Below are 23,488 nucleotides of genomic sequence, written 5' to 3' on the forward strand. Positions count from 1 at the left end.
GACCCGACCTCGAAGAACGCACCCCGAGCCTGGCAGCGCATGCTGTCCGGTCGCCGTCTCGACCTGCTCGATCCCTCGCCCTTCGACATCGAGATCGGCGACATCGCCCACGGCCTGGCCCGCGTGGCCCGCTGGAACGGCCAGACCATCGGCGAGCACGCCTTCTCGGTGGCCCAGCACTCCTGCGTGGTCGAGGAGATCGCGGTCCATATGAAGCCGGATCTCGACCCCAAATGGCGCCTGGCCGCCCTGCTGCATGACGCCTCGGAGTACGTCATCGGCGACATGATCTCCCCCTTCAAGGCGGCGCTCGGCGTCAGCTACAAGGCCTTCGAGGCCCGGCTGGAGGACGCCATCCACGTCCGCTTCGGCCTGCCGCCCAAGTCGCCTGTGGCCATCAAGACCCTGATCAAGAAGGCCGACCGGGCCTGCGCCTTCTTCGAGGCGACCCAGCTGGCCGGCTTCGGCCGCGCCGAGTCGCTCAAGATCTTCGGGGCCCCGCCGGCGGGCTACGACCTGACCATCGACCCCCTGCCCGCCCCGATCGCCCAGGCCCGCTACCTCGAGCGCTTCCGCGTCCTCGGCGAGGCCGTCGGCATCATGCCCGCTCCCGACGCCTGGCATACGGAGTAGCGATGGCCTTCGGGGGCGAGCACGGCGTCAGGATCAGCCTCTCGGCGGTCGTCATGGCCCTGCGGGATCCGCCGCGCGGCGGGCGGCTTTGCGTCCTGACCACCGGCGCCGGCGAGGCTGTGGCCCTGCCGTCCGGCCCCTTCGACCCGGCCCATGACCGCACCTTCGAGCTGTCCCTGCGCGCCTTCGTCACGGCCCAGACCGGCTTCCGCCCGGGCTTCGTGGAGCAGCTCTACACCTTCGGCGACGCGGGCCGCGAGAGCCCCCGCGCCGCCCCCGGCCCCGACCGGGCCCGCGAGATCTCGGTCGGCTATCTGGCCCTGACGCGCGAGGCCGCGACCGCCGACGCCGCCGAGGCCCACTGGACCCCCGTGCTGGACGCCTTCCCCTGGGAGGACCGCCGCGACCCGAAGGACCCCGCCCGCGTCCTGATCGCCGAGGCCCTGCGCGACTGGGCCGGCGCCGACGCCCGCCGTCTCGCCCGCGCCGAGGGCCTGTTCGCCCTCGCCCCCGGCGCCCGCTGGAACGAGGAGCGGGTGCTGGAGCGCTATGAGCTGCTCTATGAAGCCGGCCTGGTCCCCGAGGCCGCTCGCGACCGCAACCAGCCCTGCCCGGCGGCCCTGCCCGGCCTGGCCATGGCCTCGGACCACCGCCGCATCCTGGCGACCGGCCTCGGCCGCCTGCGTTCCAAGCTCAAGTACCGCCCGGTCCTGTTCGAACTGGCGCCGGAGACCTTCACCCTGTCGGGCCTCCAGTCCGCCGCCGAAGCCGTGGCCGGTCTGCCGCTCCACAAGCAGAACTTCCGCCGCGGCGTCGAGCGCACCGGTCTCGTCGAGGCCACCGGTCGGCTCAGCGCCGCCACCGGCGGCCGCCCCGCCGAGCTCTTCCGCTTCACCGGCGCCGACCCGCAAGGCGGCCAGGCCCCCGGCCTCGCCCTCCCCGCCCAGCGCTAGTTGGGGAGCCGGTCGCGGGCGGCGAGAAAATCGTCAGTACCCGCTTGCGGCGCACGCCCTGTCCGACTAGAGAAGCCCCTCGCTTCGACCAAGCGTACTTACGGCCCCGCGGAGAGGTGGCAGAGTGGTCGAATGTACCGCACTCGAAATGCGGCGTGCCTGGAAGGGTACCGTGGGTTCGAATCCCACCCTCTCCGCCACCGGCCTTTGATTTCGTTAGACAATCAGAGGCCCCTGTCGTCTTGATCCCCGTTCCGGTCCACATCGCGCCCCGGATGAAATGGCCCCTTGTGCGCAAGGCGGAACTGCGGAACGGCAAACAGGCGGTTCACGCCGATCGCGCCTTTCCCTCTAGTCTGGCTGCCGACATCCGCCGGAAGCCAAGCCATGACCGAACCCGTCGTCACGACTCGCAGCGGCCCCGTCCGGGGGACGACCACCAACGGCGTCTGGCGCTTCCTCGGCATTCCCTATGCGGCCGCGCCCGTCGGGGAGCGCCGCTTCGCCCTGCCCGAGCCGCACGCGCCCTGGGACGAGTGGGACGGCCGCGAGAAGGGGCCGAGCGCCCCCTGGCTGCTCAAGGACTTTCCTGCGCTGGACCTCGCCCCGCTGGTCGGTTCGGGCTGGGACAAGGGCGAGGACTATCTGAACCTCAACATCTGGACGCCCGAGGGCGCCAAAGGCGGCCTGCCGGTCATGGTCTGGATCCACGGCGGCGGCTGGGTCGGCGGGTCGGCGATGGCGCCGGTGCAGGACGGAACCGCCTTCGCCCGTGACGGCGTCATCCTGGTCTCGATCACCTATCGCCTCGGCGTCGACGGCTTCATGCCCATCCCCGGCGCGCCGCTGAACCTGGGCCTGCACGACACGATCGCCGCGCTGCGCTGGGTGCAGGACAATATCGCGGCCTTCGGCGGAGATCCGGCCAATGTCACCGTCTTCGGCGAGTCGGCCGGCGCCATGTCGATCGGCGATCTGGTCCCCTCCCCGGCGGCGAAGGGGCTGTTCCGCCGCGCCATCATCCAGAGCGGTCACGGCTCCATCGTCCGCCCCCTGTCGGTCGCCCAGCGTGTCACGAAAAAGATGGCGAAGCTGATGGGCGTCGCCCCGACCCTGGCGGGCTTCCGCTCGGCCTCCATCGAGCGCGGCCTTGCGGCGCTGGAGAAGATTTCCCTGCCGACCACCCGCATAAACATGCGCGACGAGGAGGGCCGCGATCCGACCTTCGGCGTCAGCCGCTTCGCCCCCGTGGTCGGCGACGACATCATCCCGATCAAGCCGCTGGACGCCCTGAAGCAGGGCGCGGGGGCCGAGATCGATGTCCTGATCGGCACCAACAGCGAGGAGATGAACCTCTACTTCGTGCCCACCGGGGTGAAGGCCAAGGTTGGCAAGCTGCTGGCCTGGTTCGTCCTCAGCCGGTCGGCGCCGCACGCCGGGGCGACGCTGAAAGCCTATCGCAAGCCCGGCGGCAAACCCGGCGAGGCCCTGACTGAGGCCATGGGCGACCTGATGTTCCGCTGGCCGGCCCGGGTCTATGCCGCCGCGCACAAGGGCCGGACCCATATGTACGAGTTCGGCTGGGGCTCGACCGCCTTCGAGGGCCAGCTCGGCGCCTGCCATGCGGTCGAGGTGCCGTTCGTGTTCGACACCCTGCCGACCGGGACCGGACCCAGGGGCTTCCTCGGCGCGGCCCCGCCCCAGGCCCTGGCCGACCACGTCCACAGGATCTGGGTCGACTACGCCCGCGACGGCTCCCTGCCCTGGCCGGAGTTCGACGCCCAGACCCGTCAGGTCTACCGGCCTGAGAAGGGCGCCGCCGAGCACGAGACCGAACTTCCCTGCGCCCCCTTCTGGTCCTGAGGCCGACATGTATCTCGATCTGTTCAAGCTCCCCGGCCGCGTGGCCTTCGTCACCGGCGGGGCCAGCGGCATCGGCCTGTCCTGCGTCGACGCCCTGGCCGAGGCCGGGGCCCGGGTGGTCATCGCCGACCGCAACCCGGCCGCCATCGAAACCGCCGTCGCGGAGATGACCGCCAAGGGCCATTCGGTCGAAGGTCTGACGCTGGACGTCACCGACGCCGACGCCGTTCAGGCCGCCGCCGACGACGTGGTCGCCCGCCACGGCCGCATCGACGTCCTGGTCAACAATGCCGGCATCGCCCGCAGCGAGATCGCTGCCGAGGACATGGAGGACGAGCGCTGGCTCGACGTCCTCAACGTCAATCTGAACGGCAGCTTCTGGTGCGCCCGCGCCTTCGGCCGTCACATGCTGGCCCAGGGCTCGGGCAGCATCGTCAACGTCGGCTCGATGAGCGGCTTCATCGTCAACCGGCCGCAGGGTCAGGCCCACTACAACGCCTCCAAGGCGGCCGTGCACCAGATGACGAAGTCGCTGGCCGCCGAATGGGCGCCGCGCGGGGTGCGGGTCAACGCCGTCGCCCCGACCTATATCGCCACCCCGCTGAACGCCTTCGCCGACCGCGAGGCCCCGATGTACAAGCGCTGGATCGACTCCACCCCGATGGCGCGTCTGGGCGAGCCCGAGGAGGTCGCCTCGGTCGTCCTTTTCCTGGCCTCGGACGCCGCCAGCCTGATGACCGGCTCCATCGTCCTGGCGGACGGTGGATACAGCTGCTGGTGATGGCGGTGCCTGAAGAGGCCCCGCTGGTCGCGGGGATCGAACTGGGCGGCACCAAATGCGTCGTCCTGCTGGCCACGGGTCCAGACGACATCCGCGCCGAGGCCCGGATCGCCACCACCACCCCGCAGGAGACGCTCGACGCCATCGAGGACCGGCTCAGGGAATGGCGGATCAAACACCGGTTCCAAGCCATCGGCGTCGCCGGCTTTGGCCCGCTGGCGCTTGATCCGCGACGCCCGGACTATGGCTGCATCGTCAACACGCCCAAGCCGGGCTGGGACGGGACCTCCCTGATCCAGCGCGCCCTGCGCTTCGGCGTGCCGGTGGGACTGGACACCGACGTCAACGCCGCCGCCCTGGCCGAAGGCCGGTGGGGCGGCGCGCAGGGGCTGCAGTCCTGGGCCTATGTCACCGTCGGCACCGGCATCGGCGTCGGAGCCATCGTCGAAGGCCGCCCGATCCGGGGACTGGGCCACGCCGAGCTCGGCCATCTGAGAGTGCCCCGTCTCAAGGGCCGATCCTGGCCGGGCGCCTGCCCCTACCACGGCGACTGCGTCGAAGGGATCGCCTCGGGCCCGGCCATCGCCATCCAGGCGGGCTTCCCGGCCGAAAGTCTGAGCCGGACCGATCCGGTGTGGGACGACGTCGTCCACGCCCTGACCGGCTGCTTCCACAATCTGGTCCTGACCACCGCGCCTGAGCGCATCCTGATCGGCGGCGGCGTCGGCCTAGGTCAGCCGCACCTGATCCCCCGCATCCGTAAGGCCTTGGCCGAGAGCCTGAACGGCTATGCTGTCGCGCCGCGCATCGCGGAAGACATCGAGGCCTTCCTCGCCCATCCATCGCTCGGCAACCGGGCCGGACCGCTCGGCTCGATCGCTTTGGCGCTCGGAAGCCTGGCGACTGTCGAGGCCGCCCCCATCCTTCGGTCGGCACAGGCCTGCGCATAAATCCTGCGGGCCAGCACACCGACGAACCTTTCAGACAGGTCGGTTACGCGCCTAGCCTCCCCTCAACAGCGACCGGGAAAAATCCCGGCGCGGACCCATAGGGGGAAACACGATGCGCCTGACCACCATCCTCGCCGCCGGCACGGCGATCGCCACCCTGATGACCTGCGGCGCCGCCAGCGCCCAGACTGCTCAGAATGCCGGTCCCGACGGCGCTTCCCAGGTCGACGACGTCGTCGTCACCGCGCGGAAACGCGAGGAACGTCTGCAGGACGTGCCGATCGCGGTCACGGCCACCAGCGGCGAAACCCTGGAGCGCGAGCAGATCAATCTGGTCAAGGACGTCGCCGCCCTGACCCCGGGCCTGAACATCTCCTCCGACGCCGTCGGCCGAGCCTTCCTGGCCATCCGGGGCGTGGGCAACACCCTGATCGACAGCGTCCAACCCGGCGTCGGCATCTTCATCGACGGCATCTACCAGCCCAACACCTCCTATCTGAACAGCCCCGTCGTGGACGTGGAGCGGATCGAGGTGCTGCGCGGTCCGCAAGGGACCCTGTTCGGCAACAACACCCTGGGCGGCGCGATCAACGTCATCACCCGCGCTCCGACCGACCATTTCGAAGGCCGCGCCACGGCGTCCTACGCCGGGCCGGACAACTATCAGACCTACGGCGCGAGCATCTCGGGCCCGATCATCGAGGGCAGCCTGCGCGGCCGTCTGGCGGCGAACTATCACACCCAGGACGGCTTCTCGGAGAACCTGCTGGCCGGCGGTAACGCTCGCCCGCTGGAGACCCAGGCCGTCAACGGAACCCTTGTCTGGGAAGTCCCGCAAGCCCAGCGCACTGAGCTCAGCCTCAACGCCTACTGGAACCGGGTGACCGGCTCCCAGACGGCGTACAACACGGTCAACAGCCCGACCAACTACGTCGACGACGTCCTGCTGAACCAGAACTCGATCGCCGAGTACACCTACTCGGGGATCAACGCCAAACTGGTGGTCGACCTGACGCCGAACACGACCATGACCACCATCCTGGCCTATGACGACAAGGACGGCCGGGCTTCGGGCGACGGCGACTTCGGGGCCGTGCCGGCGATCTTCGTCCTCGACGGCCGCAATGACCGCCAGACCTACACCGGGGAAGCCCGCTTCGACACCAACTGGAACGACCGCTTCTCGACCCTGGTCGGCGTCTTCGCCCAGAAGTCCGACAACACCGACGACATCAGCCAGACGCTGGACGCCGGCTATCTGGTGCTCGGCCTGCCGCTCGGCCTGCTGGTCCTGCCGCAACACACCATCCGCGACAGCGAGCTGCAGTCCCAGGCCATCTACGCCAACGGCTTCTACAACCTCGGCTCGGACTGGGAGCTGTCGGCCGGCATCCGCTTCGACCACCAGGAAGTCTCGATCGACGGCACCGTCGGCCAGTACACCGCCGACGAATGGGAGCCCCGGGTCACCCTGCGCAAGACCTGGAACCCGCAGCACTCGAGCTATGCCTCGATCTCGCGCGGCTTCCGCGGCGGCGGCGCAAACCCGGCCGGCGCGCCCAACCCCTTCTATCAGGGCGACTCGGTCTGGACCTATGAGCTCGGCGACAAGTTCACCAACGAGAGTCGCACCCTGACGCTGAACTCGGCCATCTACTTCAATGACTACAGCCACTACATCGGCCAGAACTCGCTGACGCCCAGCCTGATCGCGGTGAACCTGAACACCGGTTCGGTCGAGAGCTACGGCGTCGAGCTGGAAGGGGTCTGGACGCCGAATGCGATGTTCCAGCTCAAGGCGGGCGGCACCTACAACCACGCCCGGATCACCGACGACAGCGAATACGCCGCCATCATCGGCCACGGCCTGCCCTCGGACCGGATCCTGTTCCAGCCGGACGTCAACGGCTTCGTGACCGGCAGCTTCACGTATCCGCTGGGCTCCGGCGAACTGCGCACCGACCTGACGGCCAGCTACAAGGGCGAACGCGTCGGCTCGACCCTCAGCCCGACCGTCTTCCCGACGCTGGAGGCCTATACGATCGTCAACGCCAACGTCGCCTATGAGTGGGGCAACTACACCGCCTCGATCTTCGCGACCAACCTGTTCGACGCCGACTACTATGACAGCTATCTCGACAAGTCCCTGCTGGCGGCCTTCGGCTTCCCGGCGGCTCTGGTCCACGACCTGGGCATCACGGGCGACGGGCGGCGGGTCGGCGTGCGGCTGAGCGCGAAGTTCTAGGCGAAGGCGGGGAGAAGCGTCATGAGCGCCTTGCCGACGTCGGTGACGACAGCGCCGCTGCCGGAGCCCGTGCTTGCGGGCCTGCGGGCGATCTTCCAGGATCGCCTGCACCTGGGCGAGGCGATGCGGGCCCAGCACGGGGCCTCGGAGGCCCACTTCGAGACCGTGCTGCCCGACGCCGTGGTCTTCGCCCACTCCACCGAGGAGGTGGTCGCACTGGTCAAGCTGTGCGTGGCCCACGACACTCCGGTGATCCCCTATGGCGCGGGGACCTCGATCGAGGGCAACACCACGCCGACGCGCGGCGGGGTCACGGTCGATCTGTCGGAGATGAACGCCATCCTGCAGGTCAATGCCGAGGACTTCGACGTCACCGTTCAGGCCGGGGTTCGGCGCGAGCAACTGAACGAGCATCTGCGCGACGTCGGCCTGTTCTTCCCGATCGACCCGGGCGCCAACGCCACCATCGGCGGCATGGCCTCGACGCGGGCCTCGGGCACCAATGCGGTGCGCTACGGCACGATGCGCGAGGCGGTGCTCAACCTGCGCGTGATCACCCCGGACGGCCGCGACATCCGCACCGCTCGCCGGGCCCGCAAGTCGGCCGCCGGCTATGACCTGACCCGACTGATGATCGGCTCGGAAGGCACGTTGGGGATCATCACCGAGGTGACCCTGAGACTGCACGGCATCCCCGAGGCAATCATGTCGGCGGTGTGCAGCTTCGACACCCTGGGCGGGGCGGTCGACACCGTCGTCCAGGCGATCCAGCTGGGTATCCCCCTGGCCCGGGTCGAGATCCTCGACGACATGCAGATGAAGGCGGTCAACGCCTGGTCGAAGCTGGACTACCCCGAGAAGACCACCCTCTTCTTCGAGTTCCACGGCTCTGAACGCTATGTCGAGGAGCAGGTCGAGACGGTCTCAGCCATCGCGGCCGAGAACGGCGGCGGCGAGTTCCGCTGGTCCAACCTGCCCGAGGAACGGGCCAAGCTCTGGAAGGCGCGGCACGAGGCCTATTACGCCGCCGTCGGCCTGAGGAAGGGCTGCGTCGGCTGGGCCACGGACGTCTGCGTCCCGATCAGCCGTCTGGCCGAATGCATCATCGAGACCAAGAAGGATCTCGCGACGGCCAGCATCCCCGCGACCATCCTGGGCCACGTCGGCGACGGGAACTTCCACGTCGTCTTCGTGCTCGATCCGAACAAGCCGGAAGAGGCCGAGGAGGCCGAGGCCCTGAACAAGGTGCTGGTCCAGCGCGCGCTCGACATGGACGGCACCTGCACCGGCGAGCATGGCATCGGCCTGGGCAAGCAGGACTGGCTGATGGCGGAACTGGGCGACGCGGTCGACCTGATGCGTATGATCAAGCGCGCCCTGGACCCGAAGGACCTCTTCAACCCGGGCAAGATCTTCAGCCTGTAGGGCCTGCGCCATGACCCCGACCGACACCCGCCGCCTCGTCGATCCCGAGCTGCTGACCCTGCTCGACGCCTGGCCCAAGGTCGATCTGACCGAAGATCTGCTCCCCGCCCTGCGAAGCGCCGACCGCCTGCCGGCGCCCGAGCTGGACGCGGCGTCGAAAGCCGTCGACATGACCCGCCGCACCGTGCCCGGTCCGGCCGGGGCTCCGGATGTCGGGGTTCTGGTCTATCGGCCGACGGGGGCGGGCCCCTTCTCCTGCATCTTCCACATTCACGGCGGCGGCTATGTGATCGGGGCCGTCGACGGACAAGAGGCCCAGCATCGTGGCATGGTCGCCCGGCTGGGCTGTGTAATCGTGACGGTGGACTATCGGCTGGCGCCCGAAACCCGCTTCCCCGGCGCGATCGAGGACTGCTACGCCGCCCTGGCCTGGACCTTCGCCAACGCCGCCGAACTGGGCGTGGACCCGACGCGGATCGGCGTCATGGGCGAGAGCGCCGGCGGCGGTCTGGCGGCGGCCCTGGCCCTGTTGGCGCGCGACCGGGGCGACTATGCCCTCGCCTTCCAGCACCTGATCTATCCGATGCTGGATGATCGGACCGTGACCCACGCCGACCCGCATCCCCACACCGGCGAGTTCATCTGGACGCCGCACAACAACCGTTTCGGCTGGGCGGCCCTGCTGGGCGTCGAGCCCGGCTCCGACGGCGTCAGCCCCTATGCCGCCGCCGCCCGCGCCGAAGACCTGACCGGCCTGCCGCCGGCGTTCGTCTCGACCGGATCGCTGGACCTCTTCCTCGAGGAAGACCTGGAATATGCGCGGCGGCTGCTGAGGGCGGGCGTGGCGACCGAGCTGCACGTCTATCCCGGCGGCTATCACGGCTTCGACTTCGATCCGGCCGCCGCCGTCGCCCAACAGGCCCGGCGGGACAGCTTCGCCGCCCTGCATCGCTTCCTCAACCAAGGACCTATCTGAAAGGTCTTGCGCGACCTATCGGATAGGTGCATCGTCCCCTCCTAGCCTCCAGCAGAGAGGCAGGAGGAATATCATGCAGATTGACGCGCGCCCCGACGCCACAAGTCCGTCCCGCTTCATCAGCCTGGTCGTCTCGCCCGAGATGACGGTCCTGATCGGCCGCGGTCCGTTCGAGGGCATCGTCCTTCCGACTGAGGCCATCGCGGTCGCCTATGGCCTCGGGGCCATCGAGGTCGCGCCCTCGGTGCATGTGTATGGCGCCAATGCCGTCGACGACCTGCTGGCCGAGGACGCCGCCGCCACGCGCATCCTGCTTCTGGTCGCGCCCACGGCCCTCACCCGCATCGAGGGGGTCAGCCAGCCCGAGGCCGACGCCCATCACGGCTATCACCTGCCGCCGGAACTGCGCGCCATCGCCCTGGCCCTGCGCGACTGCGACCGGTTCGGCGAGGCCGGCGAAATCTATCGCGCCGCCAAGGCCATCGAACTGCTGTGGGAGACCTGGCGCCGACTGGACGCCCGGGCCCTGACGCCCCTGTCGACCAACGGCTCGCTGTCGCACACCGACGCGGTCCGCATCCTGGCCGTGCGCGAGCTGATCGACGCCCGCTGGAACGAGAAGCTGTCCCTGGGCTCCATCGCCGCCCAGTGCGGCCTGAACCGGGACAAGCTGACCCGCGGTTTCCGCGAGATGTTCGCCTGCACCGTCGCCGAGGCCATTGTCGAGCGCCGCCTGACCGAGGCGAGCCGGATGCTTGAGACCACCGACCTGCCCGTCTCTTCGATCGGCTATGAGAACGGCTATCTGAACAACGCCAGCTTCGCCCGCGCCTTCGGCCGCCGCTTTGGCCAGACGCCCTCCGACTACCGCGCCGCCCGGCTGGCCGCCTGATGGGGATTCCGCTCATGCCCGTGGCCGGGGGGCAGGCAGGCCAGCCCCTCTCTCTGGTCCAAACGACTATAAACGCCGTCACCGACCACATCCGCGATCAGGGCCTCAGGGTCGGGGACAATCTGCCCGGCGAGTCCCATTTCGTCGCCAGCCTCGGCGTCAGCCGGGCCGTGACGCGCGAGGCCTTCGGGGCTCTGGCCGCGCTGGGCCTGATCGACGTCGCCAATGGCCGCCGCGCCCGGGTCGGGGCCATCGACGGCTCGGTGATCGCCTCCTCCCTGAACCACGCGGTCTCCACGGCCCAGATCACCGTGCCCGAGGTCTGGGACGTGCGCCGCACAATCGAGGCCCGCACCGTGGCCCTGGCCGCGACCTCGCGCACCGACGCCGAGGCGGCCGAGATCGTCCGTCTGGCCGAGGCCATGGTCCGCGACATCGACGACCGATCGACGATGACGCGCCACGACATCGCCTTCCATCAGGCCATCGCGGCCGCCAGCCACAACGCACTGTTCGTCCAGATCGTCTCCTCCTTCGCTCATCTGATGGAGGTCGCCGTGCCCGCCGCCTGGGATACCCGGGTGGTCGAGGAGGACAAGCAGGCCACGCTGGACCGCCACCTGGCCGTCGCCCACGCCATTCGCGACCGGGACCCGGTCGCCGCCGTCGCGGCCATGCAGGATCACTTCGACGCCTCGATCGACGATGTGCTGCAGGGAATGTCGGGTCGGCCGAGCGCCAACGACGCCTGAGCGGTCTAGCGGCGTCCGTCGAGAGCGGCGGACACAGCGGTGGCGGTCGCCTCGGCGCCCTGAAGCGTCGGATGGAAGGGCGCGCCGTTCTTGCCGGGCCAGCCGCTGGTCCAGGGCAAGGCCGAGCAGGCGTGGTGGTCGGCGCCCAGAGCATTCATGTCGACAAGGATCGCCCCGCCCTGCTCGGCCGCCGCACGCGTGGTCGCGGCCAGACGCTCGCCGACCTGACGCATCATATCGGCCTCGGCGACCGTGAGGCCGATACGGGCGCAGGTCCCGGAAGGCGGCAGGATGGTGGGATAGGTGGCGACGATCACCGTCGCGTTCGGCGCGCGCTGATGGATCGCCTTCAGGGTGGCGACGAGTTGGCCTTGAAGACCGGCATAGTCGCGAGCGGACGGAGACTTGGGCCCCTTCCACAGCCGCCGCACGGTCCAGCCAAAGGCGCTGTCGGCCTTGCGGGCGGCCAGCAGGGACAGGTCGCCGACATAGCCGATGTCATTGCCGCCGACGGTGAGCGTGACCAGTTTGGTGTCTGGGCCGATGGTGCGGATCTGAGGTCCCTGGAAGAACTGGCCGCCAGTGAGCACATTCTTCGTCACCGCCCCGCCGCAGCTCATGTCGGTGATGGCGATCCGGCGCAGGCGGGCGAGCTGTTGCGGATAGCCGTTGACGCTGCGGGCGCAGAGCAGAGGACTGCCCTTCACCAGAGCGCCGAGCCCCGCCCCGGCGGCGTAGGAACTGCCGAGGGCGACATAGTCGTGCGGTCCGGCGGGCGTGCGTCGCGCCTGCAGCCAGACGAAGACGGTCGCCAGAACGACCAGAACCAGCAGGAGGATCAGGACGCCGAGGCAGCCCCGCGCGGCCCAGCGCGACTTGCGTCCCCGCTCAGCCATGGTCGGGGCTCGCGAGCACGGCGCGGACGGGTGCATTCATCATCGAAATGACGAAGCCTGCAAAGGAGATGACGCCGGTCGCCACCCCGACGATGGCGAGGGACAGACCAAGATGGCTCTCGCCGCCCAGGGCCCGGCTGCCGAGCGTCACCAGGATCGGCGACAGGCCGAGGCCGATCAGGGCGCCGAGGATCATGAAGGCGCCGAGGCAGACGCCGCGCTCCTCATTGGGGACCAGGACGGCGATGGCCGTGGCGGTGATCAGGCCGGTCATGGAGCCTGCGATCAGCAGGACGAACAGCACCCCCGCGAAAACCGGGACGCTGGTCATGATCGGGAACAGAGCGGCAGGGACGCCGATGGCCGAGGCGATCACCGCCCCGATCATGATGCCGCCGCGAATGGAGCTCTTGTGGCCCCGGTCGGCGACGAAGCCGGCCACGACCGGACCCAGAACCCCGGCCAGCAACAGGATGCCGCCCAGCAGGCCGCTGGCCTCGCCGACGCTCATATGCAGGTCGCGCTGCATCACCGGCACGGCCCAGACGCCCGCCGCCGCATCGGCCATGATCACGCTGATCTGGCCCACGAACAGGGGCAGAAGGAATTTCCAGCGGCGCAGCAGCGCCTGGATCAGAGGCTTGAGGGCTTTGCTGGTGCTCTCGACCTCGTGGCGGGCCGGCTCGCGGATCAGGAACTGGAGCAGCAGCATGACGGCGCTGGCGATGCCGAAGACGAGGGAGGTCTCGCGCCAGGGCGTCATGGCGATCCCCGGGAGGCTGAGATCGCCGGAAAAGGCCGTGAACAGGGCGCCGCCGATGACGAAGGCCAGGGCCGGACCGAGCGTATTGCCCATGCCGAGGAAGAGCATGGCCCGGCCCCGCTGCTGGGTCGCGGACATGTCGGCCAGCACCGAGATGGCCACCGGCACCAGGCTCATCGTGCCCAGACCCGCCAGCATCCGGGTGACGAACAGGGTGGCGAAGTCGTTGGCGAAGGCCGAGCCGACCATGCCGACGGTCCAGCACAGACCGAGCACCAGCATGATCCGGGCGCGATTGGTGTGGTCGGTCAGCCAGCCGAGCGGGATTGCGATCAGGGCCATGGGCAGGGCGGCGGCGATGCCCTGGATCAGGCTGATCTGGTAGTCGTTCAGGCCCAGCTCGGCCTTGGCGGCCTCCTGCAACGGCGAGAAGGCCAGCCGCACCATCCCGGCCATCAGGATGATGGTCGAGACCAGTATGACCGCGCCCCAGGCGGTTCTCCGGATCGGCCCGGCGTCGACGACGGGCTCTGCACCCGAGGCGGGCAGATCGATGGTGGTGTGCATGTCCCGGCTTCCTCGCCACGCCGGATTTGCCCGGTCCTTCGCAATGGAGGCTAGGCGCGCCCTGCCCGGCCCGAAACGTCAGCCAGTGTGCCGAATGGAAGTCTCGGTTGACGTCAGGCGAGGGCGCCGGACGCCGGCGTCAGGATCGCCACGCCCTCGCTCGCGATCACCGCGCCACGGGTCAGGTCCAGCCGCTCCGGACGGGAAGGGCGGGCGGCGGGGGCCGCGAACCTCAGCCGGTTGGTTCCGCTGCCGTCGAGATAGCGGCCCGGGGCGCCGGCGGAATGGACCAGCTCGGGCGCGCCCTTGACGGTCACCAGCCGGTCGAAGGTGACGACGACGCCGTCCGCCTCGACCTCGACCCCGGCGACCACCGGCCCGTCCGTCCGCTCGGGATCCCAGCTCCCGGCGAAGGTCCATTTCGCCGTCATGTCCGCAGGAGTGGGCGCCCCCTTGGCCGTCGCCAGATTGTCGGCCAGCCAGCCATAGTCGCCGCCGTTGCGATGGCTGTTGTGGAAGTAGTGGCGCTCGGGCCAGCGCCCCTCCTCCTGCGCCGCCCGGTTGCGGGCCAGGTCGTCGGCGGTCGGGGTCCCGCCGTTCAGCGGATAGACGACCAGATAGGGCGGCTGATCCCGCATCCGCTCCGAGAAGGAACAGTCGACGAAGTAGAACTGGGCGTCGCGGTGATGGCGGGCCAGATAGAACTGCGGCGGGCCGTCGACGGCGCAACCCTTGATGACGAACTTCTTGTCCTCGACCCGCATCCCCTCGTGCCAGAAGGCGGCGGTGGTGTTGGGATTGACCTGGGTGATCTCGGAGTTCGACAGGAAGCACCAGCCGCGCGGGCAGATGAAGTCGACCGAGCCCATCACCCTCAGCCCGGTGTGATAATACCGCCCGCCGTCGGCGGTCAGGGGCGTCGCGCCCGGTCCCTCGGACAGGCCCGCCTCGTCATTGCCCTTGATCCCGCGCCACAGGCTCAGGGTGTCGGCGCCCAGGCTCAGGATGTCGGCGTTCTGGATGATGATCCGGTCGGCGCGGCCGAAGATGGTGAAGGCGTGCGGCCCGATCGCCGTGACGGTGTTGTGGACCGTCATGTTTTCCAGGACGAAGTCGTGGGCCGTGGCGCTGATGTTGAGGACCCCCTGCCCCAGGGCGTCGCGCGGCAGGTCGGCGGGCCGGTTCGACTGCAGCCGCGTGCCCATCCGGCTGGTCCCACGCAAGGTCACATAGGCGGCGTCGACGCGCACGACCTCGTCATAGACCCCGTTGCGGATCAGGATAATCTTGCGCTCGCGGTTGTCCCTGGGGATCGACTGGACCGCGGCATGGATGGAGGTGAACTGCCCCGTGCCGTCCGCCGCCACGATGATGTCCGGGTCGGCCTCCCAGGTCGGGACACTGGCGCGAGCGGCCTGGGCGAAAGCGGGAGCGGCGGCGCTCGCCATGAGGCCGGCCAGGGCTGAACGGCGGCTGAGGGCGAAGGCGGAAAGGCTCACGGTCGGTCTCCGGTCATGGATAGCTGGCATCTTGCGCTCCGTCGCCTGCGGCGTCGGTCAGCCGTGATATCGCTAACATTTTGCGAAATCGAGAACCCCGCTCGCTGAGCCTCCGGCACAGCAAGTCTTCCTCATTGCACGAGACGGGGTCGCAACCCTGACGGTATTATCGGCCATGGCGTGTATGGGTCGGCGGCGGAGTGTTTGAAATGATCATCTCGTCGCCCGGCGACTATCGCGAGGCCGCGCGCCGCAAGCTGCCGCCCTTCCTGTTCCAGTACATCGACGGCGGGGCCTATGCGGAGACGACGCTCGGCCACAACGTCACCGACTGGCACGACGTTCTCCTGCGCCAGCGCGTGCTCCGGGACATGTCGGACCTGAGCCTCGAGACGAAGCTGTTCGACGAGACGCTGAAGCTGCCGATCGTCCTCGCCCCCGTCGGCCTGACCGGAATGTACGCCCGGCGCGGCGACGTCCAGGCGGCCCGGGCGGCGGCCTCGCGCGGCGTACCCTTCACCATGTCGACCATGTCGATCTGCTCCATCGAGGAGGTGGCGCCCGTCATCGACCGGCCGATCTGGTTTCAGCTCTATGTGCTGCGCGACCGCGGCTTCATGCGCCATGTGCTGGACCGCGCGAAGGCGGCCGGGGTGAAGACCCTGGTGTTTACCGTCGACCTGCCGGTTCCCGGCGCCCGCTACCGCGACGCCCATTCTGGCATGAGCGGCCCCAACACCGGACTCCGGCGGATGCTGCAGGCCGTGACCCATCCAGCCTGGGCCTGGGACGTCGGCCTCAACGGAGCCCCGCACACCCTTGGAAACATCTCCGCCTATATGGGCAAGCCGACGGGGCTGGCCGATTTCATGGGCTGGATCGGCCAGAATTTCGATCCGTCCATCGCCTGGAAGGATCTGCAGTGGATCCGCGATGTCTGGGACGGGCCGATCATCATCAAGGGCATCCTCGATCCCGACGACGCGCGCGACGCAGTAGCCTTCGGCGCGGACGGGATCGTGGTGTCAAACCACGGCGGGCGGCAGTTGGACGGGGTTCTGTCCACAGCCCGGGCCCTGCCCGGGATCGCCGAAGCAGTTAAGGGCGATCTGACGATCCTGATCGATTCCGGCATTCGCAACGGGCTGGACGTGGTGCGAGCTTTGGCCCTCGGCGCAGATGCCGTCATGCTGGGCCGGGCCTTCGTCTATGCCCTGGCGGCGGGCGGACAGGCCGGAGTCGCCAACCTTCTGGACCTGTTCGAGAAGGAGATGCGGGTGGCCATGACCCTGACCGGCGCCCGGACCATCGCCGACATCGGCCCGGACGTTCTGGTCCGCACCAAGGGGCAAGAGGCGGCCTATCCCGCCAGCCGATAGCCGACGCCGGGCTCGGTCAGCAGAAGGGCCGGCGCCGCCGGATCGGCTTCCAGCTTGTGCCGCAGCTGGCCCATGACGACCCGCAGATACTGGGTGTCGGAGACGTGCGCCTTGCCCCAGACCGCGCTCAGCAGGTCCATGTGGGTCACCAGCTTGCCGGCATGCAGCGCCAGTTGCGCCAGCACGTCATACTCCTTGGGCGTAAGGCGGACCGGCTGGCCGGACCGGGTGACCAGCCGCATCTCGAGATCGATGACGACATCGCCCGCAGCCACCGGCCCCCGGGGCCGTCCGGCGTCCCCGGTCTGGCGCAGCCCCGCCCGCACCCGCGCCAGAAGCTCGCCAACGCCGAAGGGCTTTTCGACATAGTCGTTGGCCCCGAGATCCAGCGCCTCGATCTTCTCGGCCTCCTTGTCACGCGCGGACAGGATCAGGATCGGGCCAGCGTAGAACTCCCGCGCCCGCTTCAGCACATCCTTGCCGTCCATATCGGGCAGGCCGAGATCCAGCAGGACGGCGTCGGGGCTCCACAGGGCGATGGCGCGCAGCCCCTCCTGCCCGCTGTCGGCGCGCCGGGCGTCATAGCCCGCGGCGTCGAGCGCCGGGGTCAGGAAGCGGTGGATCTGGGGTTCGTCGTCGATGACGAGGATGCGGGGACGGACGGCCGACATGGCTTCAGCCTTACAGCAGGTTCGGATGGGTCGCGATGGCCTTGGGCAGGCTGATCAGGACCCGCGTCCCCTTGCCGTCGGCGATGGGACTGGCCGCCGCGATCCGCCCGCCATTGGCCTCCACGAAACCCTTGGAGATGGCCAGACCCAGGCCGGCGCCGTTCGATCGATCACTGGGCTGTTCCATCCGGCGGAACTTGTCGAAGACCCGCTCCAGCTCTTCGGTCGGGATTCCCTTGCCCTGGTCCTCGATGGAGATGACCACCGATCCGCGATCCTCATAGGCCGCCAGTTCGATGGTCGAGCCATCGGGACTGTAGGCGATGGCGTTCTCGAGGATGTTGACCACCGCCTGCTCCAGCAGTCCCTGATCGACCATCACCAGACTGAGCTCAGATGGGAAATCGCGGGTCAGGTCGCGGGCCTGCAGACGACGCGAGACCCGTTCGGCCGCCGCGTTCAGGACGTCGCGGACATCGGTCCAGTCGGCCTTGATGTTCAGCCCGCCGCCTTCCAGCCGCGTCATGTCCAGCAGGTCGCCGACATAGCGGTTCAGCCGCTCGGCCTCCTCGCGGATCGACAGCAGCAGGTCGGCGCGGACTGCCGGCTTCAGCGTCTCGCCGAAGTCGATCAGGGTGGTCGCCGAACCCAGCACGGTCGAGAGCGGCGTCCTCAGGTCGTGGCTGACCGAGTTCATCAGCGCCCCCCGGAACCGGTCGGCGCGGCGCAGGGTCTCGGTCTCCAGCGCCTGACCGGCCAGTTCGGCGCGTTCGATGGCAACCGCTCCCTGATCCAGCAGGGCCAGGGCCAGACGCTCTTCGTCCGAACCGGGCGCGAGCGCTTCCGCCTCGATACCCGCGACGCCGGATCGCCCACGCACACCCTGCAGGGGTCGGAAGGTCCAGCTCGACTGCGGCAGGGTGCCGGTGCCGAAACCCGCCGGCTCCCCATGCTCCCAGGCCCAGCGCGCGGCGGCCATGGGGGCGGCTCCGAGCGTCGGGGTGTCGGGCGCGCCGGCGGCTATGGTCAGGTCATCGCCGCCAAGGCCCGTTGTGGGCAGCAGGACCACCGCCCGGGCGCCGGCGGACTCTGCGGTCTGTTCGGCCAGGATGCGGGCGGTCTGGATGCGGTCGTCGGCGGCGGCCAAGGCCTGGCTGGCGCCCAGCAGGGCCGAGACAGCGGAGGCGCGCCGCTTCGTCGCCAGCGCCTGCTCGCGCATCCGGCCCGCCAACGCTCCTGTCAGCAGGGCCACGCCCCAGAAGACCAGCAGGGTCAGCACATCCGTGGGCGAGCCGATGGCCAGGCTGTAGCGCGGGTGGAGGAACAGGAAGTTGTAGGTCAGGAAGGCCAGTGTCGCCGCCACCAACGCCGGGCGCGATCCGCGCAGCGCCCCGGCCGCCACCACCGCCGCCATATAGATGACGCCCAGATCGACGCGCTCGAAGCCGCGATCCAGCGGCACGGCCGCCGCCGTGGCGAGGCCCACGAACACGGCCCCATCCAGATAGCCGCGCCAGCCGCCCAACCGCTTCGCCAGCCCGACCTTCACGGGCGTGACGGGGTCGCTTCCCTTCGACTCCACGCCCTCGGTGACGATGTGGATCGCCGCGCCCTTCGCCGAACGCAGCAGTTCGGCGGCCAGCGACCGGCCGAACAGGTCGCGCAGCCGGCTGTCGCGCCCCTTGCCGGTGACCACCTGGGTCACATGGTTGCGCTGGACGTGGTCCATGACGGCGCGCACCACGTCCTCGCCGCTCAGGGTGACGGTGCGGGCACCGAGCTGTTCGGCCAGCTTCAGGGCGGCGCTGAGCCGGGCGTCGCCCTCGGCCGAGCGGGCGGCCCTGTCCACCGTCGCCACGGTCCAGGGCGCATCCATCATCATGTCGGACATGCGCCGCCCGGTCCGCACCAGCGACTGGGCCATGGCGTCGCCGCCGACCAGCACCAGGATCCGCTCATTGACCGCCCAGGGCCCGGCCGTCCCCTGCTCGCGCAGATGGACCAGAAGCTGGTCATCGACGGTCTGGGCCGCCCGGCGCAGGGCCAGCTCCCGCAGCGCCGTCAGGGTCTCGACCTTGAAGAAATTGTCCGCCGCCACCCGCGCCGTCTCGGGCACATAGACCTTGCCGTCGGCCAGTCGACCCCGCAGTTCGTCGGGGGTGATGTCCACCACCTCGATGTCGTCGGCGCGGCTCAGGGCGACGTCGGGCACGGCCTCGCGCTGGCGCACCCCGGTGATCCGCAGGACCACGTCGGACAGGCTCTCCAGATGCTGGACGTTCAGCGTCGTCCAGACGTCGATCCCGGCCTTCAGGATTTCATCGACGTCCTGCCAGCGCTTGGGATGGCGCGAACCCGGGGCGTTGGAATGGGCGTATTCGTCGACCAGCAGCAGGTCGGGCCGCCGCGTCAGGGCGCCGTCGATGTCGAACTCCAGCAGGGTCCGGCCGCGATACTCGATGGGGTTGCGCGCCAGCACCTCGAGGCCGCGCAGCAGGGCGGCGGTCTCCTTGCGGCCATGGGTCTCGACCAGGCCCACGACGACGTCGAGGCCCTCCGCCTTCCGGCGTCGGGCCGCGCGCAGCATCTCATAGGTCTTGCCCACGCCCGGCGACATGCCGAGAAAAACCTTCAGCCGCCCCCGTTTCCGGGGAGCGGCTTTCAGCGAAGGGTCTGGCGCAGGCTCGGCCAAATCAGGAGGCCGGGAAACGGGCGTCGAGGGCGCGGTTGGCCATCAGGACGTTGACGCGCGGCTGGCCGATGAAGCCTAGCAAGGCGCCTTGCGTATGCTGGTCGATCACGCGCTGGACCTCGGCTGCGGGCACGCCCCGGGCGGTCGCGATGCGCGCCGCCTGAAGCCGAGCGTAGGCCGGTGAGATGTCCGGGTCGAGCCCAGAACCGGAGGCCGTGACGGCGTCGGCGGGCACGGAGGTCGCGCCGTCGTCGGCGCGGATCGTCTCGGCTTCGGTCTTCACCCGCTCGGCCAGATCGGCGTTGAGCGGGCCGTAGTTCGAGCCCGAGGATGACAGGCCGTCATAGCCCTCGCCCGCCGCCGACGGACGCGGATGCAGGTAGCGGGCCTCGGCAAAGGGCTGGCCGATCAGGGCCGAACCCTGCACGGCGCCCGAGGCGTCGTGGACGAGACTGCCGTTGGCCTTGTCCGGGAAGACGCCCTGGGCGAAACCGGTGATCGCCAGCGGATAGGCGACACCCAGAACCAGGGTGAAGAGCGCCACCATCACAATGGCGGGCCGGATTGGGTTGACCATCTTCGGTCTCCTTAGAAGGTCGCCTTCAGCGAGGCCACGGCGCGGGCGCCGTAGATGTCGCCGAAGTCGTGCTGGTCGGTGTCGTGGTAGCGGACGTCGACCGCGAAGTGCGGGGTCAGCTGATAGGCGGCGCCGAGGTTCCACGTCGTGTAGTCGAAGTCAGAGGACACGAACTGACGCCCCACCGCGCCGGAGATCGTCCATTTGTCGGCGGGCGAGATCGCGGCATTGGCCTCGACATAGGTCGCCTCATCTTCGGACGCGCCGAAGAAGTCCGGCGACCAGTAGACGGCGCCGCCGAGGGTGGCGGGACCGAAGGCGCGCGAGGCCGCGGCCTTGAACTCGGCGTAGTCGTAATCGGCTCCGTCGGGCTGGTTCGTGTAAAGATATCCGACCACCCCGAGATCGAGGTTCCAGCCGGCGACCTCCGGGCGGATGCCGCCGTACAGGTCGATCTCGGCATTGGTGTCCCCATCGCCGAAGTCGACATTCGAGGCCCAGCTCCCGGCGTAGAAGGAGCCGGCAGTCAGGTCGACGCCGCCCGAAAGGGCCGGATCTTCCTGGGTCTGGCTGACGCCCCGGAAGACGTAGTCGGAGGTTCCGGCGACGTTGAAGCTCCATTGCGGAGCCGTGGCGTCCTGGGCCTGGGCGGCGGTCGCCAGCGCGAACGGGGCGGCGACGGTGAGGAGAAGACGGAGCGAGGTATTCATCAGGCTTGATCTTTCAGTGCGGACGCCGGGACAGGGCCGGGACGTTCGGGAGCGTGGGTGCGGTCGGCGTGGGCCAGCAGGCTGACGACCACGACGGCGGCGATGACGAAGAGGGCGAACCAGACATCGTTCTTGCCGGCGGCCTTGAATGTGTTGCCTTGTTTGCGTTGGGGCATGGGGTTGGCTCTCACGCCAGACCCAGGCCGGTGATGACCAGGTCGATCAGCTTGATCCCCGCAAAGGGCGCGATCAGTCCGCCGAGGCCGTAGAGCAGCAGGTTGCGGCCCAGCAGCTTGCCGGCGCCGACCGCCCGGTACTTCACCCCGCGCAGGGCCAGCGGGATCAGGGCGACGATGACCAGGGCGTTGAAGATCACCGCCGACAGGATGGCGCTCTCCGGCGACCCCAGCCGCATGATGTTCAGCGCGCCCAGCGCCGGCAGGCCGACCACGAACATCGCCGGGATGATGGCGAAATACTTGGCCACGTCGTTGGCGATCGAGAAGGTCGTCAGGGCGCCGCGGGTGATCAGCAGCTGTTTGCCGACCTCGACGATCTCGATGACCTTGGTCGGGTCGCTGTCGAGGTCGACCATATTGCCGGCCTCGCGCGCGGCCTGGGCGCCGGTCTGCATGGCGACGCCGACGTCGGCCTGGGCCAGGGCAGGTGCGTCGTTGGCGCCGTCGCCGCACATGGCGACCAGCCGACCCTTGGCCTGTTCGGCCTTGATCAGCCGCATCTTGTCCTCGGGCGTGGCCTCGGCGAGGTAGTCGTCGACTCCCGCTTCCGAAGCAATGGCCGCCGCCGTCACCGGGTTGTCGCCGGTGATCATAACGGTGCGCAGACCCATGGCGCGCAGCTCGGCGAAGCGGGCCTTGACCCCCGGCTTGACCACATCCTTCAGGTGGATGACCCCGACCAGGGCGCCGTTCTCGGTCACCGCCAGAGGCGTGCCGCCCGAGCGGGCGATGCGGTCCACGGCGGCCCGGAACTCGGCCGGGGCCGCGGCCTCGGTCAGGTCCAGCGACTTGAGCACTGCATCGACCGCGCCCTTGCGCCAGGACGATCCACCGCTCTCGAGGCCCGACTGGCGGGTCACGGCGGTGAAGGGGATGACCCTGGCGCCGGCCGGCGTTTCGACGACGATGCCGGCGTTGCGGCCCAGTTCGACAATGGAGCGGCCTTCCGGCGTTTCGTCGGCCAGGGAGGCGGTGACGGCGGCGCGCAGGGCGGCCTCGGGCCGGACGCCCGGGACCGGGATGACCTCGGTCGCCATGCGGTTGCCGAAGGTGATGGTGCCGGTCTTGTCGAGCAGCAGGGTGTCGACGTCGCCTGCCGCCTCCACCGCACGGCCCGAGGTGGCGAGCACGTTCACCTTCAGCAACCGGTCCATGCCGGCGATGCCGACGGCGGACAGCAGCCCCCCGATCGTGGTCGGGATCAGGGTGATGAACAGGGCGCCCAGCACGATCGGATCCAGCCTGACGCCGGAATAGGCGCCGAGGCCCAGTAGCGTCACCACCGCGATCAGGAAGACCAGGGTCAGGCCGGCCAGCAGGACCGACAGGGCCAGTTCGTTCGGCGTCTTCCTGCGGTCCGCGCCTTCGACCATGGCGATCATCCGGTCGAGGAAGGTCGACCCCGGCGCCGAGGTGATGCGTACCTTCAGCCAGTCGGAGACGACCGTGGTGCCGCCGGTTACGGCCGAACGGTCGCCACCGCTTTCGCGGATGACCGGGGCGCTCTCGCCGGTGATGGCGGCCTCGTTGACCGAGGCGACACCCTCGATGATCTCGCCGTCGGACGGGATCACGTCGCCAGCCTCGACCAGGACGATCGACCCGATAGTCAGGTCGCCGGCTGGAGTCTCGATCACCTTGCCGGTGGCGGGGTCGATCAGCTTCGCGGGGGTGGTGACGCGGGTGGCGCGCAAGGAGTCGGCGGCGGCCTTGCCCCGGCCCTCGGCGACGCTTTCGGCGACATTGGCGAACAGGACGGTGGCCCAGAGCCACAGGGCCAGCTGGACCGCGAAGCCGGCCGCGTGGCCGGTCGCGACCGCCCCCGCCGCCGAGACCGTCGCCAGCAGGGCGACGATCCAGGTGACGAAGATGACCGGGTTCCGGAGCAGATGCCGGGGATTCAGCTTGACCACGGCGTCCTTGAGCGCGCGGCTCAGCATAGCGGCGGACAGACCGCCGCCAAGGGCGGGCTTCGGCTCGCCGACGGTTTCGGGCCCAATCTCTTGGGAAGTGACGAAAGTCATT

General features: G+C 69.4%; 20 protein-coding genes and 1 tRNA gene. 12 read left to right on the forward strand and 9 right to left on the reverse strand.

Going from position 1 to position 23,488, the window contains the following annotated elements; translation table 11 throughout:
- The first annotated feature begins 39 nt into the window (after positions 1-39).
- The 11 genes from IFJ75_RS10965 (at position 40) to IFJ75_RS11015 (ending at position 11,470) form a co-directional block, all read left to right on the forward strand.
- Positions 40-633: a YfbR-like 5'-deoxynucleotidase gene (locus IFJ75_RS10965; protein ID WP_207932580.1), complete on the forward strand. Its 594-nt coding sequence runs from the start codon at positions 40-42 to the stop codon at positions 631-633.
- A 2-nt stretch (positions 634-635) separates the two neighbouring features.
- Positions 636-1,586: an NUDIX hydrolase gene (locus IFJ75_RS10970; protein ID WP_207868112.1), complete on the forward strand. Its 951-nt coding sequence runs from the start codon at positions 636-638 to the stop codon at positions 1,584-1,586.
- A gap of 110 nt (positions 1,587-1,696) precedes the next feature.
- Positions 1,697-1,786 (forward strand) — tRNA-Ser (locus IFJ75_RS10975).
- A 187-nt stretch (positions 1,787-1,973) separates the two neighbouring features.
- On the forward strand, positions 1,974-3,449 hold the full coding sequence (locus tag IFJ75_RS10980) for a carboxylesterase/lipase family protein (protein WP_207868114.1): 1,476 nt from the start codon (positions 1,974-1,976) through the stop codon (positions 3,447-3,449).
- 7 nt (positions 3,450-3,456) lie between these two features.
- Positions 3,457-4,230 (forward strand): SDR family NAD(P)-dependent oxidoreductase, encoded by a 774-nt coding sequence (locus tag IFJ75_RS10985; RefSeq protein ID WP_207868115.1) that lies wholly within the window; start codon positions 3,457-3,459, stop codon positions 4,228-4,230.
- Positions 4,230-5,180: an ROK family protein gene (locus IFJ75_RS10990; RefSeq protein ID WP_207868116.1), complete on the forward strand. Its 951-nt coding sequence runs from the start codon at positions 4,230-4,232 to the stop codon at positions 5,178-5,180. The genes IFJ75_RS10985 and IFJ75_RS10990 overlap by 1 nt, the downstream gene beginning before the upstream one ends.
- 112 nt (positions 5,181-5,292) lie before the next feature.
- On the forward strand, positions 5,293-7,425 hold the full coding sequence (locus tag IFJ75_RS10995; protein WP_207868120.1) for a TonB-dependent receptor: 2,133 nt from the start codon (positions 5,293-5,295) through the stop codon (positions 7,423-7,425).
- Positions 7,426-7,446: 21 nt separating this feature from the next.
- Positions 7,447-8,850, forward strand: a complete 1,404-nt coding sequence (locus IFJ75_RS11000) for an FAD-binding oxidoreductase (RefSeq protein ID WP_207868127.1) — start codon at positions 7,447-7,449, stop codon at positions 8,848-8,850.
- A gap of 10 nt (positions 8,851-8,860) precedes the next feature.
- Complete coding sequence (locus IFJ75_RS11005; protein WP_207868129.1) at positions 8,861-9,826, forward strand: alpha/beta hydrolase; 966 nt, start codon at positions 8,861-8,863, stop codon at positions 9,824-9,826.
- Between the two features lie 73 nt (positions 9,827-9,899).
- The gene (locus IFJ75_RS11010) at positions 9,900-10,718 is read left to right on the forward strand and encodes a helix-turn-helix transcriptional regulator (RefSeq protein WP_207868130.1); all 819 of its coding nucleotides are present in this window, start codon (positions 9,900-9,902) and stop codon (positions 10,716-10,718) included.
- Complete coding sequence (locus tag IFJ75_RS11015; RefSeq protein ID WP_225896784.1) at positions 10,718-11,470, forward strand: FadR/GntR family transcriptional regulator; 753 nt, start codon at positions 10,718-10,720, stop codon at positions 11,468-11,470. The genes IFJ75_RS11010 and IFJ75_RS11015 overlap by 1 nt, the downstream gene beginning before the upstream one ends.
- A gap of 5 nt (positions 11,471-11,475) precedes the next feature.
- Here the strand turns inward: IFJ75_RS11015 and IFJ75_RS11020 are convergent, their stop codons facing one another.
- The 3 genes from IFJ75_RS11020 to IFJ75_RS11030 all read right to left on the reverse strand — a co-directional run bounded on the left by IFJ75_RS11020 (position 11,476) and on the right by IFJ75_RS11030 (position 15,195).
- A complete protein-coding gene (locus tag IFJ75_RS11020; RefSeq protein ID WP_207868132.1) occupies positions 11,476-12,366 on the reverse strand; it encodes an SGNH/GDSL hydrolase family protein in 891 nt (296 codons plus the stop codon).
- The gene (locus tag IFJ75_RS11025; protein WP_207868134.1) at positions 12,359-13,696 is read right to left on the reverse strand and encodes an MFS transporter; all 1,338 of its coding nucleotides are present in this window, start codon (positions 13,694-13,696) and stop codon (positions 12,359-12,361) included. Before IFJ75_RS11025 ends, IFJ75_RS11020 begins: the two co-directional genes overlap by 8 nt.
- Positions 13,697-13,809: 113 nt before the next feature.
- On the reverse strand, positions 13,810-15,195 hold the full coding sequence (locus tag IFJ75_RS11030; protein ID WP_207868136.1) for a pectinesterase family protein: 1,386 nt from the start codon (positions 15,193-15,195) through the stop codon (positions 13,810-13,812).
- Positions 15,196-15,404: 209 nt separating this feature from the next.
- On the opposite strand from IFJ75_RS11030, the gene lldD reads away from it, so the two are divergent.
- A complete protein-coding gene (gene lldD / locus IFJ75_RS11035; RefSeq protein ID WP_207868139.1) occupies positions 15,405-16,574 on the forward strand; it encodes an FMN-dependent L-lactate dehydrogenase LldD in 1,170 nt (389 codons plus the stop codon).
- On the opposite strand, the gene IFJ75_RS11040 is transcribed toward lldD, so the two are convergent.
- The 6 genes from IFJ75_RS11040 to kdpB all read right to left on the reverse strand — a co-directional run bounded on the left by IFJ75_RS11040 (position 16,556) and on the right by kdpB (position 23,487).
- Positions 16,556-17,245, reverse strand: a complete 690-nt coding sequence (locus IFJ75_RS11040; RefSeq protein WP_207868141.1) for a response regulator — start codon at positions 17,243-17,245, stop codon at positions 16,556-16,558. The genes lldD and IFJ75_RS11040 overlap by 19 nt on opposite strands.
- Positions 17,246-17,255: 10 nt before the next feature.
- A complete protein-coding gene (locus IFJ75_RS11045; RefSeq protein ID WP_207868143.1) occupies positions 17,256-19,862 on the reverse strand; it encodes a sensor histidine kinase in 2,607 nt (868 codons plus the stop codon).
- A 76-nt stretch (positions 19,863-19,938) separates the two neighbouring features.
- Positions 19,939-20,514: a potassium-transporting ATPase subunit KdpC gene (gene kdpC / locus IFJ75_RS11050; protein WP_207868144.1), complete on the reverse strand. Its 576-nt coding sequence runs from the start codon at positions 20,512-20,514 to the stop codon at positions 19,939-19,941.
- Between the two features lie 11 nt (positions 20,515-20,525).
- Complete coding sequence (locus IFJ75_RS11055) at positions 20,526-21,224, reverse strand: TorF family putative porin (RefSeq protein WP_207868146.1); 699 nt, start codon at positions 21,222-21,224, stop codon at positions 20,526-20,528.
- Positions 21,224-21,400, reverse strand: a complete 177-nt coding sequence (locus IFJ75_RS11060) for a hypothetical protein (protein ID WP_207868148.1) — start codon at positions 21,398-21,400, stop codon at positions 21,224-21,226. The genes IFJ75_RS11055 and IFJ75_RS11060 overlap by 1 nt, the downstream gene beginning before the upstream one ends.
- Positions 21,401-21,411: 11 nt before the next feature.
- Positions 21,412-23,487, reverse strand: a complete 2,076-nt coding sequence (kdpB, locus tag IFJ75_RS11065; protein ID WP_207868154.1) for a potassium-transporting ATPase subunit KdpB — start codon at positions 23,485-23,487, stop codon at positions 21,412-21,414.
- Position 23,488 lies beyond the last annotated feature (1 nt).

The organism is Brevundimonas goettingensis (assembly GCF_017487405.1).
Taxonomy (GTDB): Bacteria; Pseudomonadota; Alphaproteobacteria; order Caulobacterales; family Caulobacteraceae; genus Brevundimonas; species Brevundimonas goettingensis.